Here is a 12,958-nt window from a genome sequence, read left to right as displayed (position 1 = left end):
CCGTCGTGATGACGACCGTGGTGGTCGTCCCTCCAGCGGTGGTGGCGGCGGTTTCCGTCGCGACGACCGTGGCGGCGACCGTCCGTCCTACCCGCGTCGTGATGACCGTGGCGGGGACCGTCCCTCGTACCCCCGTCGTGATGACGACCGGGGTGGGTTCCGTGGTGGCCGTGACGACCGTGGCGGCGACCGTCCGTCCTACCCGCGCCGTGATGATGACCGTGGTGGTCGTCCCTCCAGCGGTGGTGGCGGCGGTTTCCGTCGCGACGACCGCGGTGGCGACCGTCCGTCCTACCCGCGTCGTGATGACCGTGGCGGGGACCGTCCCTCGTACCCGCGTCGTGATGATGACCGTGGTGGTCGTCCCTCCAGCGGTGGTGGCGGCGGCTTCCGTCGCGACGACCGTGGCGGCGACCGTCCCTCGTACCCCCGTCGTGATGACGACCGCGGTGGGTTCCGTGGTGGCCGTGACGACCGAGGTGGCGACCGCCCGTCCTACCCCCGTCGCGACGATGACCGTGGCGGTGACCGTGGTGGGTTCCGTGGTGGCCGCGACGACCGCGGCGGTGACCGTGGTGGCTACCGTGGTCGCGACGACCGTGGCGGCGACCGCCCGTCGTACCCCCGCCGTGACGACCGTGGCGGCGGCTACCGCGGCCGCGACGACCGTGGTGGCGACCGCGACTTCCGCGCCGACCGTGACCGCGACCCGGTCAAGCGGCTTCCGATCGACGAGGACGTCACCGGCCTCGAGATCGACGCCGATGTGCGTCAGGAGCTGCTGAGCCTGCCCAAGGGCCTGGCCGAAGAGGTTTCCAAGAACCTCGTCATGGTCGCCCGGCTGATCGACGAGGAGCCCGAGCAGGCGTACGCGTACTCGCGCATCGCCCTGCGGCTGGCCTCCCGCGTCGCCGCCGTCCGTGAGGCCGCCGGCTTCGCCGCGTACGCCACGCAGAAGTACAGCGAGGCCCTCGCCGAGTTCCGCGCCGCCAAGCGCATGACCGGTTCGGTCGAGCTGTGGCCCGTCATGGCCGACTGCGAGCGCGGCCTCGGCCGTCCGGAGCGGGCGCTGGCCATGGCCGGTGAGCCCGAGGTGCAGAAGCTGGACAAGGCCGGCCAGGTCGAGATGCGTCTGGTCGCGGCCGGTGCCCGGCGGGACCAGGGTCAGCTGGAAGCAGCCATCGTGACCCTGCAGAGCCCGGAGCTCGCCTCCAGCTCCGTCCAGCCGTGGACCGCGCGCCTGCGCTACGCCTACGCCGACGCCCTGCTGGCGGCCGGTCGCGAGGACGAGGCACGCGAGTGGTTCGGCAAGACCCTCGAAGCGGACAAGGACGGGGCCACCGACGCCTCCGACCGCCTCGCCGAGCTCGACGGTGTCGAGTTCGTCGACGCCGCGATCGACCTGGCTGACGCCGACATCGACGTCGACGGCGACATCGACGCCGACGCCGACGCCGACATCGACGAGGACGAGGACGACGACGAGGGTGAGGACCCGGCGGAGATCGCCGCGGCCGAGCGCGCCTCCGACGTCGCCGAGTACTACGACGAGGACGACGAGGAGTACGAGCCGCTGGAGCAGTCCGAGGCCGACTCCGACGTCGACGTCGAGGACGACAAGGCCTGACGCACGGCACGGTGACATGAAGAAGGGCGGTACCCCGGTCGGGATACCGCCCTTCTTCATGTCCGGACGGGGTCAGGTCAGCCCAGGCCGCGCAGGACCAGGCCCGTCGCCGGCTTCGGCCCGAAGGACGTCGACTTGCGGGGCATGGTGACTCCTTGGCGGGCCAGGTCCCGTACGACCTCCTCGCGTACGGGATGCAGCAGGACCGCGGTCCCGCCGTGCCGCTCCGCCATCGCGACGGTGGACGCGGCGTCGTGGATGTACGTGATCTGGTCCGGGGCGTCCGGGATCTGCCAGAGGGAATCCAGCAGGGTCGCGTGCAGGACGGTGGCGTCCAGCCGGCGCCAGGCCTCGGGCCGGTCGTGGCGGACCGTGCGGTCGAGGAGGGCCAGGTCAGGGTCGGTCACCAGGTGGAAGGCGCCGTCGCCGGCGACGATGAAGGCATTGCCGCGTTCCGCGGCGTCCGCGAGGGAGTCCAGGGCCAGCGGGAGCGGCCCGTCGACCGGGCGGACACGGAAGTGACCGTCGAGGGCGGCGAGGGCGTTCGCGACGGGAAGGCGGCGCAGCATCCGGTGGATGGCGCGGACCTGGAGCGGGTAGCGGGCGGTGTCCACGAGGAGGACCAGGCCGAAGTCCCAGGCGGTGGGGGAGCTGTGCTCCTCCTGGAGGCGCAGGTACGTCGCCCAGCGGTGGTGACCGTCGGCGATGAGGGCCTGGCGATGGCTGAGATCCGTCGTGACAGCGGCGAGTTCGGCCGGGTCCGTGATGGCCCAGAGGCGGTGCTGGAAGCCGTCCTCGGTGGTGGTCGACAGCAGGGGGGCGCGCCGGGCGGTCCGCTCGACGACCGCGGCCGCCCCCGCGCCGGGATCGTCGCCGCGGTAGGTGAGGAGGAGGGGTTCGAGGTTGGCGGAGGTGGCCCGCATCAGGCCGGCCCGGTCGGTGACCACGTCCGGCATGACGTCCTCGTGCGGCAGGACGATGCCCGCGTCGGCGGTGGTCAGGGCGAGGGCGCCGATGACGCCGCGCTGCAACAGGCCCGCCCTGCGCTGCTCGTACACGTAGAGGGCGGGCTCCGGGTCGGCGCTCAGGATGCCCTCGGCGAGCCAGTCGTGCAGGGTGCGTGCGGCCTGTTCGTTGCGCGCGGCCGGGGTGCCGGCCTGCGGGAGGATCAGGCGGACGATGTTGTGCGGGTCGGCGGATTCGAGGTGGTCGACTCCGTCGGGGCGCACGACCACGTCGTACGGCGGCGAGGTGACGGCGGCCAGGCTGCCGACACGCTCCGGGACGTAGCGCAGGCCATGGAACGGGATCAGGCGCAGTCCCTGTTCCGCGGTGCGAGAAGTGGTCATTGGTGCATCGTAAGACGCGTCTCGCCATGCGGGATGATCGGGGGAGTACGGAATCGGACAAGATCGATCTCATGAGGAGCGGACAGGATGACCCGGCAGAGCAGGACCAGTCCCGCGGCGAGTGAGCAGAGTCTGCACCAGGCGTACGACACCGCCCTGCTGGACCTGGACGGGGTGGTGTACGCGGGCGGCGAGGCCATCGCGTACGCGGTGGAGTCCCTGGCCGCGGCCAGGGCCGACGGGATGCACCTCGCGTACGTCACGAACAACGCGCTGCGGACGCCGGACGCGGTCGCGGAGCACCTGGGCGAGCTGGGCATCCCGACCGAGGCGGGCGAGGTGATCACCTCGGCGCAGGCGGTGGCCCGGCTGATCGCGGACCAGGTGGAGCCGGGGTCGAAGGTGCTGGTGATCGGCGGGGACGGGCTGAGGGTCGCGCTGCGCGAGCGGGGTCTGGTGCCGGTGGACTCGGCCGAGGAGGAGGGCCTCGCGGCGGTCGTCCAGGGGTACGGGGGTCCCGACCTGCCGTGGGGGCGGTTCGCGGAGGCCTCGTACGCGATCAACCGCGGCGTGCCGTGGTTCGCCTCGAACACCGACCTGACGATTCCCGGGGCGCGGGGGATCGCGCCGGGCAACGGGGCCGCGGTGGAGGTCGTACGGATCGCCACGGGCGCGGAGCCGCAGGTGGCGGGCAAGCCGCTGCCCCCGATGCACCGGGAGACGGTGCTGCGGACCGGGGCGGAGCGGCCGTTGGTGGTCGGGGACCGGCTGGACACCGATATCGAGGGCGCCTTCAACGGGGAGGTGGACTCGCTGCTGGTGCTGACCGGGGTGACGGACGCGGAGCAGCTGCTGCGGGCCGAGCCCAGGCACCGGCCCACGTACGTGGACCGGGATCTGCGCGGGCTGCTGACCGGGCAGCCGGAGGTGGAGCCGGTTCCGGAGGGTTTCCGCTGCGGCGGCTGGACGGCGGTCGCGACGAACGGCGGCGTGCTGGAACTGCGCACCGCGGACGGTACGGACGGGTCGGACGGTGCGCTCACGGCGGACGGCGCGGACCCGATCGACGGTCTGCGGGCACTGTGCGCGGCGGCCTGGACGGCGGCCGGGAACGGGGTCTGCACGCTGGACGCGGCGAAGGCGCTGGCCAGGCTGGGTCTTTAGGGCGTACGGGGGACCCGATCCGTGCGGAGGATAGGTTAGCCTAACCTGCGTGTTGGTCGAGAGTCCCCCCGAACCCGAACGGAGCGCGGCGCCCCCAGAGGGCGCCGTGGCCGCCGTAGCCCGCCCGCGCCACGCCGCGCGCGCCGTCGGTCTGCTCGCCGCCCTCGCGGTGTTGGCACTGATCGCCGTCGTGAGCATCGCCGTGGGCGCCAAGCAGATGTCCCTGGACGAGGTCTGGCACGGCCTGTTCGCCTACGCGGGGACACCTGCCGACGTGGTGGTGCGGGACCTGCGGATCCCGCGCACCCTCCTCGGTCTGATGGTCGGGCTCGGACTCGGCCTGTCGGGGGCGGTGATGCAGGCGCTGACCCGCAACCCGCTCGCCGAGCCCGGCATCCTCGGTGTCAACGCGGGCGCCGCGGCCGCCGTGGTCTCCGCGATCAGTTTCTTCGGCGCGAGTTCGCTGAGCGAGTTCGTGTGGTGGGCCTTCCTCGGCGCCGCCGCGGTCTCGGTCGTCGTGTACGTGCTCGGCGGCAGCCGCAGCGCGACGCCGGTGCGCCTCGCGCTCGCCGGTACGGCGGCCAGCGCGGCCCTGGTCGGATACATCAACGCCGTGCAGCTGATGGACACCAAGGCCCTGGACAAGCTGCGCTTCTGGACGGTGGGTTCGCTGGCCTCGGCCAACATGGACACCGTGCGGCAGGTGGCCCCCTTCCTGCTCGTCGGCGCGGTGCTGGCGCTGGCGCTGGGCCGGCCGCTCAATGCGATGGCCATGGGCGACGACACGGCGCGGGCGCTCGGCGCGCACCTGACGCGCACCCGGGTCGGCGCCATGATCGCCATTACCCTGCTGTGCGGTGCGGCGACCGCCGCGTGCGGGCCGATCGTGTTCATCGGGCTGATGGTCCCGCACCTGGTGCGGGCGTTCACCGGGCCGGACATGCGCTGGGTGCTCGCGTACTCGGCCGTCCTGTCGCCGGTACTGCTGCTCGGCGCCGACGTCATCGGCCGTGTCGTCACCCGGCCCGCCGAACTCCAGGTCGGCGTCGTGACCGCGCTCATCGGCGGCCCGGTCTTCATCTACCTGGTTCGGCGCAAGAGGATGGCCCAGCTGTGAGCGCGACCGCGACCACCACCGTGACCGCGACCGACAGCCCCCGCAAGGGCCGGTCCGGAGCCCGTCCGCTGCACCTGCCCGGCGGGATCTCGCTGCGCGTCGAGCGGCGCGCTCTGGCCGTCGGCGTCCTGCTGACCGCCGCGGCGCTCGCGCTCGCCGTCGTGCTCATCGGCACCGGCGACTTTCCGATCGCGCCGTGGGACGTCGTACAGACCCTGCTGGGCAACGGCACCCCGGCCAACGACTTCATCGTCAACGACCTGCGGCTGCCCCGGGTCCTGGTGGCGCTTCTCGTCGGCGCGGCGCTCGGGATGGCGGGCGGCGTCTTCCAGTCCGTCTCCCGCAACCCGCTGGGCTCCCCGGACCTGCTCGGCTTCGGCTACGGCTCGGCGGTCGGCGCACTCGTCGTCATCATCCTGTTCAAGGGCGGCGCCACCGAGGTGGCCGTCGGCGCGCTGGCCGGCGGCCTGCTGGCCGGAGTCGCCGTCTACCTGCTCGCGTACAAGCAGGGCATCCAGGGCTACCGGCTGGTGCTCGTCGGTATCGGTGCCTCCGCCATTCTCATTGCCGTGATCCAGTACCTGATCACGAAGGCCCAGATGATCGAGGCCACCCGTGCCATGGTCTGGCTGACCGGCTCGCTGGCCGGCCGGGACTGGGCGCAGGTGTGGCCGCTGCTCGCGGTCTGCGCGGTGCTCTTCCCGCTGGTCCTGGGGCAGGGCAGGGCCCTGCGGATGATGGAGATGGGCGACGACGCCGCGCACGCCGTCGGCGTGCGGGTGGAGCGGACGCGGATGCTGCTGATGCTCGCGGCGATCCTGCTCACCACCGCGGCGAGCGCCGCGGCCGGGCCCATCAGCTTCGTCGCACTGGCCGCGCCGCAGCTGGCCCGGCGGCTGACCCGCTCGCCCGGCGGGAACCTGCTGACCGGCGCCCTGATGGGCTCGGTCCTGCTGATGGTGTCCGACCTGGCCTCGCAGCGGGCCTTCGGCGCCGACCAGCTGCCGGTGGGCGTGGTGACCGGCCTCGTCGGCGGCATCTACCTGCTCTGGCTGCTCGTCACCGAGCGCAGGGCGGGACGTATATGACTGCGAAGCATCGCGATATGAGGAGTACGCAAGTGCAGCGGCTGACCGCGGAGAACGTGACACTCGGCTACGACCAGAGGGTCATCGCCGAGAACCTGTCGGTGGAGATCCCCGACAACTCCTTCACGGTGATCGTCGGCCCCAACGCCTGCGGCAAGTCCACCCTGCTGAGGGCCCTCTCCCGGATGTTGAAGCCGTCCACCGGGCGGGTGCTGCTGGACGGGCAGGCCATCGGGTCGATGCCGGCGAAGAAGGTCGCCAAGACCCTGGGCCTGCTCCCGCAGTCCTCGATCGCGCCGGACGGCATCACGGTGGCCGACCTGGTCTCGCGCGGCCGGTACCCGCACCAGGGGCTGCTGCGGCAGTGGTCGGCCGAGGACGAGCGGGTCGTGAACGAGTCGATGGCCTCGACCGGGGTCGCCGAGCTCGCCGACCGGGCCGTGGACGAGCTGTCGGGCGGGCAGCGGCAGCGGGTGTGGATCGCCATGGCGCTGGCGCAGCAGACCCCGCTGCTGCTGCTCGACGAGCCGACGACGTACCTGGACATCCAGCACCAGATCGACGTGCTGGACCTGTGCGCGGAGCTGCACGAGAACCAGGGGCGCACGCTCGTCGCGGTGCTGCACGACCTCAACCACGCGGCCCGCTACGCGACGCACCTGATCGCGATGCGGGGCGGGGAGGTCGTCGCGGAGGGGCCGCCGCAGGAGGTGGTCACGGCGGAGCTCGTGGAGAGGGTGTTCGGGCTGCGCTGCCAGGTGATCGACGACCCGGAGACGGGGACGCCGCTGGTGGTTCCGGCGGCGCGCAGGGCCCGTGTGGTGGCCCGGGCCGAGTAACCCTCCGGGCGGGCGGGCCGGGCCGGATGCCGGGTGCGGCGCCGTTGCCGGGGGCGCTGCCCCCGGACCCCCGCGCCTCGAACGCCGGCGGGACTGAGACGGAGCCTCGGCCGCCGGCGGGGCCGAGAGCGCTAGAGCATGCTCTTGAGGCGGAGCAGGTCGCGGAAGCCCGCTTCCAGGCGGACTCGGCCGGAGGCCCAGGCCTTGGCGAACTTCAGCTCGCCCGCGACCAGCGCCACGAGGTCGTCACCGGTCATCGCGAGTCGGATCTCCGCCTTGTCGGCGGGCGGGCCCGGGGTGAGCGCGTCCACCCGGATCCGGCCCGCCTGCAGCCGGCCCGTGAACGTCTGGTCCAGGTCCGTGATGTGGCAGCTCAGGGAGCGGTCGAACGCGGCCGCGCCGCGTACGCCCTCATCGGCCCGGGCGAGGTTGTCGGAGAGTCTGTCGAGTGCTTCGCGGCACTCCTGGATCGTAGCCATCGTGATCACGACCGTACCGCAGAGCCGTGCGTGGTCGCCGGGCGCTTCGAGGTAGCGTCGGGGCATGACCGACGAAGCTGCCGAGACCCGGGCCGAAGAGCCCGCCGGGCCCGAAGAGCCCGCCGAGCCCGCCGGGCCCGTGGCGCTGGGCGTCGTACGCACGCCCACCGGCCATGCCGGTGTGGACGCGCACCTGGCGCGGCTGGCGGATGCGGACCACCTGGCGGCGGACGGACACGTCGAGGTGTACGAGGATGTCCACAGGGGACTGCGCGAGGCGCTGACCGCGCTGGACGCACCGCCCGTCCCTGGTCCGTACGAAAACAGGAGCTGAATCGAACGTGGCAGGAGTGGCACGCCGCCGCCTGGACGCCGAACTGGTACGCCGCAGCATGGCCCGCTCGCGCGAGCACGCCGCGCAGCTGATCGCCGCGGGCCGGGTGACCGTGGGCGGCACCACCGCCACCAAGGCGGCCACCCAGGTCGAGACCAGCGCGGCCCTGGTGGTCCTCAAGGACGACAGCGACCCCGACTACGTCTCCCGGGGCGGCCACAAGCTGGCCGGCGCCCTGGCGGCCTTCCGGCCGCACGGGCTGGCCGTCGAGGGCCGCCGCGCGCTGGACGCCGGCGCCTCCACCGGTGGGTTCACCGATGTGCTGCTGCGCTCGGGCGTGGCCCACGTGATGGCCGTGGACGTCGGCTACGGGCAGCTGGCCTGGTCGCTGCAGAGCGACGACCGGGTCACGGTCAAGGACCGTACGAACGTGCGCGAGCTGACGGTGGAGCAGCTCGACGGCGTGCCGGTCGACCTGGTCGTCGGTGATCTGTCCTTCATCTCCATCGGCCTGGTGCTGCCGGCGCTGGTGCGCTGCTGCGCGCCGGACGCCGACCTGGTGCTGATGGTGAAGCCGCAGTTCGAGGTCGGCAAGGACCGGCTGGGGAGCGGCGGGGTGGTGCGCAGCCCGGAGCTGCGGGCGGAGGCCGTGCGCGAGGTCGCGGCGCAGGCGGCGAAGCAGGGGCTGGGTGTTCTCGGGGTGACGGCGAGTCCGCTGCCGGGTCCGTCGGGGAACGTCGAGTACTTTCTGTGGCTGCGGGCGGGGGCACCGGCACTCGACCCGGCGGATGTTGACCGTGCAGTGGCGGAGGGGCCGCAGTGACAGATTCAGCGGGTGCAGGGGTTTCAGGGGTTTCGGGGACGGGGCGGACGGTCTTCCTGCTCGCGCACACCGGGCGGCCGGCGGCCATCCGCAGCGCCGAGCTGGTCGTGCAGGGTCTCCTTCGGTGCGGGCTCGGCGTCCGCGTCATGGAGCACGAGGCGGTGGACCTGCCGCTGCCGCCCGAGGTGGAGCTGGTCACCGAGTCCAGCCCGGGGGCGCTCGACGGGTGTGAGCTGCTGATCGTCCTGGGCGGCGACGGGACCCTGCTGCGCGGCGCGGAGTTCGCGCGTGCCTCGGGGGTGCCGATGCTGGGCGTCAACCTGGGCCGGGTGGGGTTCCTCGCCGAGGCCGAGCGCGACGACCTGGACAAGGTCGTGGACCGGGTGGTCACGCGCTCGTACGAGGTCGAGGAGCGGATGACCCTCGACGTGGTCGTGCGGACGAACGGCGATGTGGTCCACCGGGACTGGGCGCTGAACGAGGCCGCGGTCCAGAAGGTGTCCCCGGAGCGGATGCTGGAGGTGGTCCTGGAGATCGACGGCCGCCCGGTGACCGGCTTCGGCTGTGACGGGATCGTCTGCGCCACCCCGACGGGTTCCACGGCCTACGCCTTCTCCGCGGGCGGGCCGGTGGTCTGGCCGGAGGTGGAGGCGCTGCTGATGGTGCCGATCAGCGCGCACGCGCTGTTCGCGAAGCCGCTGGTGACCTCGCCGACCTCGGTGCTGGCGGTGGAGGTGCAGAACGGGACGCCGCACGGGGTGCTGTGGTGCGACGGCCGGCGGATGCTGGAGCTGCCCGCCGGGGCCCGGGTCGAGGTGCGCAGGGGCGCGGTACCGGTACGGCTCGCCCGGCTGCACCACGCGTCCTTCACGGACCGGCTCGTCGCCAAGTTCGCGCTGCCGGTGTCGGGTTGGCGCGGGGCACCGCACTGAGGCGCAGTTCACACGCCTCTAATAGCACATCCGTTCGAACAACTCGGAACGGGTGACGTCACATGGCACCCATGAAACCTCGGTATCGTCGTCCCGTGCTTGAGGAGATGCGGATACGGTCGCTCGGGGTCATCGACGACGCGGTGGTCGAGCTGTCGCCCGGTTTCACCGCGGTGACCGGCGAGACCGGCGCGGGCAAGACGATGGTCGTCACCAGCCTCGGGCTGCTGCTCGGCGGTCGCGCCGACCCGGCCCTGGTGCGGATCGGGGCCAAGGCGGCGGTGGTCGAGGGCCGCATCGTCATGCGCCCGGACGCCCCCGCCGCCGTACGGGCCGAGGAGGCCGGGGCCGAGCTCGACGACGGTGCCCTGCTGATCAGCCGGACCGTGTCCGCCGAAGGCCGTTCACGCGCCCACGTCGGAGGTCGCTCCGTGCCCGTCGGCCTGCTCGGCGAGCTCGCCGACGACCTGGTCGCCGTACACGGGCAGACCGACCAGCAGGGGCTGCTGCGCCCGGCCCGGCAGCGGCAGGCGCTCGACCGGTACGCCGGGGACGCCGTCGCCGTCCCGCTGGAGAAGTACGGCTCGGCCTACCGCAGGCTCCGCGCGGTCGCCGTGGAGCTGGAGGAGATCACCACCCGGGCGCGCGAGCGGGCCCAGGAGGCGGACCTGCTGCGCTTCGGGCTGGACGAGATCGCGGCCGTGGAACCGGTGGCCGGCGAGGACACCGAACTCGCGGCGGAGGCCGAGCGGCTCGGGCACGCCGAATCGCTGGCCTCGGCGGCACAGCTGGCGCACGCCGCGCTCGCGGGCAACCCCGAGGACCCGGAGGCCATCGACGCGAACATGCTCGTCGCGGGCGCCCACCGGGCACTGGAATCCGTACGGTCGCACGACCCGGCGCTCGGCGCGCTCGCCGAGCGGATCGGGGAGCTGGGCATCCTGCTGTCCGACGTGGCCGGGGAGCTGGCCGGCTACGCCGACGACCTGGACGCCGATCCGCTGCGGCTGGCGGCGGTGGAGGAACGGCGGTCCGCACTGACCCAGCTGACCCGCAAGTACGGCTCCGAGGGCACCGTGGACGCCGTACTGGAGTGGGCCGAACAAGGCGCGGCACGACTGCTGGAACTGGACGGCGACGACGAGCGGATCACCGAGCTGACCGCCGAACGCGACGGGCTGCGCGACGAACTCTCCCTGCTGGCACAGGCGTTGACGGACGCTCGGGTGGAGGCGGCGACGCGCTTCGCCTCCGCGGTGACGGCGGAGCTGGCCTCGCTGGCGATGCCGCACGCGCGCGTCACGATCGACGTCCGGCAGGCCGAGGACCCCGACGGCGTGGACGTGGACGGCCGCCCCGTCGCCTACGGGCCTTCGGGCGCGGACGAGGTCGAGCTGCTGCTCGCCCCGCATCCGGGCGCCCAGCCGCGGCCGATCGCCAAGGGCGCCTCGGGCGGTGAGCTGTCCCGGGTGATGCTGGCGGTGGAGGTCGTCTTCGCGGGCTCCGACCCGGTGCCGACCTACCTCTTCGACGAGGTCGACGCGGGAGTCGGCGGCAAGGCGGCGGTCGAGGTCGGCCGACGGCTGGCCAAGCTCGCCAAGTCGGCGCAGGTCGTGGTCGTCACGCACCTGCCGCAGGTGGCGGCCTTCGCGGACCGTCAACTGCTCGTGGAGAAGACCAACGACGGATCGGTCACCCGCAGCGGCGTCACCGTCCTGGAGGGCGAGGCCCGGATCCGCGAACTGTCGCGCATGCTGGCCGGACACGAGGACTCGGTCTCGGCGCGGGCACACGCGGAGGAACTGCTGGCGGCGGCACGCGCGGACGGGTGAGGCGCCCCGGTGAGGGCCCGGAACGCGCGGCGTTCCGGGCCCTTCGGCATGCCCGGGCCGACCCGGCGATAGTCCGTGTGGGTGAGGATGAGGGGCGTCCTGCGGTATCTCGTCCGGGATCCGCACCCGTATGGTCCCGGAACGCGCGTGCGGACTGGCATCCTTGGCCAGGTCTACTGACTCCCTCACCCTGGAGCTTCGGCCCGTGAGCAGCTCCCCGGTCTCCACCTCCCTCCCGGCCCAGCCCTACGGCCGGCCGCCGCTGCGCACCGTGCAAGTACTCGGCGGCGGCGCGGGCGCAGGCAGCAGCGCCCACGTACGGTCGCTCGCGACCGGACTCGCCGCGCGCGGGGTACGGGTCACGGTGTGCGCGCCCGTCCATGCGGAGGGGGAGTACGACTTCACCGGCGCCGGGGCGCAGTTCGCGCCCGACGCGGTCAGTGTGCTGCGGGCCGCGTGCGCCGGAGCGGACCTCGTGCACGCGCACGGCGTGCGCGCCGGGATGCGCGCCGCACTGGCCATGCGCGGGCGCCGGGTACCGCTGGTGGTGAGCTGGCACGGTGACGGCCCCACGGCGGCCGGTGCGCTCGGGCGGCTGAGCCGCGCCCTGGAACGGCACGTCGCACGGGCCGCCGCGGTGGTCCTCGGGGCCTCCTCGGACCAGGTGGACCTCGCACGGCTGCGGGGCGCCAGGGACGCGCGGCTGGCCCCGGTGGCGGTCCCGACGGGCCCGGCGGATACGGGGGCGGCGGCCGACCCCGGCAAGGTGCGCGCGGAACTCGGCGCGGTGGAGCGGCCGTTGCTGATCGCGGTCGGCAGCCTGGTGCCGCACCGGGGGTACTCCGTACTGCTCGACGCGGCACAGGAGTGGCGCGGCCTGGACCCGATGCCGCTGCTGGTGATCGCGGGGGAGGGGCCGCTACGTGCCGAACTCTCCCGGCGGATCGAGGCGGAGGGGCTCCCGGTGCGGCTGCTGGGCCGCCGCAGGGACGCGGCGCAGCTGCTGGCGGCGGCGGACCTGGCGGTGCTGCCGAGCCGGTGGGAGGCGCGGGCCCTGCTGGCGCAGGAGGCGCTGCGGGCCGGGGTACCGCTGGTGGCCACGACGGTGGGGGGCGTGCCGGAGCTGGTGGGGGAGGGCGCGGTGCTGGTCCCGCCGGGGGAGGCGGGGGCGCTGGCCTCGGCCGTGACCGGCCTCCTGGCCGACCCGGACCGGCGGGCCGCACTGGCCGCGGCGGGGCGCGCCCAGGCCGCGACGTGGCCGTCGGAGGACGACACCGTCGCGCAGGTCCTGTCCGTCTACGACGAACTGATGGAACGAACCCGCCGCTAGCCGTGCCGTGCCGTGCCGCGCCGCCGCTCCGGGGGCGCCGCCCC

The 12,958-nt window shown here is 73.5% G+C and carries 12 protein-coding genes and 1 pseudogene; 11 read left to right on the top strand and 2 right to left on the bottom strand.

Annotation, left to right across the window (positions count from 1 at the left end):
• Together IE257_RS34410 and IE257_RS34405 are read left to right on the top strand one after the other, a co-directional pair.
• A pseudogene (locus tag IE257_RS34410) lies at window positions 1-785 on the top strand (hypothetical protein); the annotation flags it as partial.
• Window positions 767-1,627 (top strand): tetratricopeptide repeat protein, encoded by an 861-nt coding sequence (locus tag IE257_RS34405; RefSeq protein ID WP_194517284.1) that lies wholly within the window; start codon window positions 767-769, stop codon window positions 1,625-1,627. The pseudogene IE257_RS34410 and the gene IE257_RS34405, both read left to right, overlap by 19 nt.
• 77 nt (window positions 1,628-1,704) lie before the next feature.
• On the opposite strand, the gene IE257_RS34400 is transcribed toward IE257_RS34405, so the two are convergent.
• Complete coding sequence (locus IE257_RS34400) at window positions 1,705-2,976, bottom strand: DUF1015 family protein (protein WP_189973758.1); 1,272 nt, start codon at window positions 2,974-2,976, stop codon at window positions 1,705-1,707.
• An 87-nt stretch (window positions 2,977-3,063) separates the two neighbouring features.
• Between IE257_RS34400 and IE257_RS34395 the strand changes: the two genes are divergently transcribed.
• Genes IE257_RS34395 through IE257_RS34380 form a run of 4 tightly spaced genes read left to right on the top strand, consistent with a single transcriptional unit; the run spans window position 3,064 to window position 7,184 of the window.
• The gene (locus IE257_RS34395; protein ID WP_189973757.1) at window positions 3,064-4,140 is read left to right on the top strand and encodes an HAD hydrolase-like protein; all 1,077 of its coding nucleotides are present in this window, start codon (window positions 3,064-3,066) and stop codon (window positions 4,138-4,140) included.
• A 49-nt stretch (window positions 4,141-4,189) separates the two neighbouring features.
• On the top strand, window positions 4,190-5,257 hold the full coding sequence (locus IE257_RS34390; RefSeq protein ID WP_189973756.1) for a FecCD family ABC transporter permease: 1,068 nt from the start codon (window positions 4,190-4,192) through the stop codon (window positions 5,255-5,257).
• A gap of 20 nt (window positions 5,258-5,277) precedes the next feature.
• Window positions 5,278-6,345, top strand: a complete 1,068-nt coding sequence (locus IE257_RS34385) for a FecCD family ABC transporter permease (RefSeq protein WP_229920837.1) — start codon at window positions 5,278-5,280, stop codon at window positions 6,343-6,345.
• A 17-nt stretch (window positions 6,346-6,362) separates the two neighbouring features.
• Complete coding sequence (locus tag IE257_RS34380) at window positions 6,363-7,184, top strand: ABC transporter ATP-binding protein (protein WP_229920835.1); 822 nt, start codon at window positions 6,363-6,365, stop codon at window positions 7,182-7,184.
• Between the two features lie 131 nt (window positions 7,185-7,315).
• Here IE257_RS34380 and IE257_RS34375 read toward each other — a convergent pair whose 3' ends face one another.
• Window positions 7,316-7,663, bottom strand: a complete 348-nt coding sequence (locus tag IE257_RS34375; RefSeq protein ID WP_052875800.1) for an SCP2 sterol-binding domain-containing protein — start codon at window positions 7,661-7,663, stop codon at window positions 7,316-7,318.
• A 64-nt stretch (window positions 7,664-7,727) separates the two neighbouring features.
• Here IE257_RS34375 and IE257_RS34370 point away from each other — a divergent pair, with 64 nt between their 5' ends.
• From IE257_RS34370 to IE257_RS34350, 5 genes are all read left to right on the top strand, one after another.
• Window positions 7,728-7,997, top strand: a complete 270-nt coding sequence (locus tag IE257_RS34370; protein ID WP_189973753.1) for a hypothetical protein — start codon at window positions 7,728-7,730, stop codon at window positions 7,995-7,997.
• A gap of 7 nt (window positions 7,998-8,004) precedes the next feature.
• The gene (locus tag IE257_RS34365) at window positions 8,005-8,820 is read left to right on the top strand and encodes a TlyA family RNA methyltransferase (RefSeq protein WP_189973752.1); all 816 of its coding nucleotides are present in this window, start codon (window positions 8,005-8,007) and stop codon (window positions 8,818-8,820) included.
• On the top strand, window positions 8,817-9,752 hold the full coding sequence (locus IE257_RS34360) for an NAD kinase (RefSeq protein ID WP_189973751.1): 936 nt from the start codon (window positions 8,817-8,819) through the stop codon (window positions 9,750-9,752). The genes IE257_RS34365 and IE257_RS34360 overlap by 4 nt, the downstream gene beginning before the upstream one ends.
• Window positions 9,753-9,859: 107 nt before the next feature.
• On the top strand, window positions 9,860-11,584 hold the full coding sequence (gene recN, locus IE257_RS34355; protein ID WP_189973776.1) for a DNA repair protein RecN: 1,725 nt from the start codon (window positions 9,860-9,862) through the stop codon (window positions 11,582-11,584).
• Window positions 11,585-11,789: 205 nt separating this feature from the next.
• Window positions 11,790-12,914, top strand: coding sequence for a glycosyltransferase family 4 protein (locus tag IE257_RS34350; RefSeq protein WP_229920834.1), 1,125 nt, complete (start codon window positions 11,790-11,792; stop codon window positions 12,912-12,914).
• Window positions 12,915-12,958 lie beyond the last annotated feature (44 nt).

The sequence above is a fragment of the Streptomyces avidinii genome (assembly GCF_014650695.1).
Classification (GTDB): Bacteria; Actinomycetota; Actinomycetes; order Streptomycetales; family Streptomycetaceae; genus Streptomyces; species Streptomyces avidinii.
The sequence above is the reverse complement of the archived record's forward strand: the minus strand, read 5'-3'. Positions and strand labels throughout refer to the sequence as shown.

Coding starts and splice junctions, on each gene's coding strand:
- IE257_RS34400 (WP_189973758.1), bottom strand. CDS start 2,976: ATGACCACTTCTCGCACCGCGGAACAGGGACTGCGCCTGATCCCGTTC.
- IE257_RS34395 (WP_189973757.1), top strand. CDS start 3,064: ATGACCCGGCAGAGCAGGACCAGTCCCGCGGCGAGTGAGCAGAGTCTG.
- IE257_RS34380 (WP_229920835.1), top strand. CDS start 6,363: ATGAGGAGTACGCAAGTGCAGCGGCTGACCGCGGAGAACGTGACACTC.
- IE257_RS34375 (WP_052875800.1), bottom strand. CDS start 7,663: ATGGCTACGATCCAGGAGTGCCGCGAAGCACTCGACAGACTCTCCGAC.
- IE257_RS34370 (WP_189973753.1), top strand. CDS start 7,728: ATGACCGACGAAGCTGCCGAGACCCGGGCCGAAGAGCCCGCCGGGCCC.
- recN (WP_189973776.1), top strand. CDS start 9,860: ATGCGGATACGGTCGCTCGGGGTCATCGACGACGCGGTGGTCGAGCTG.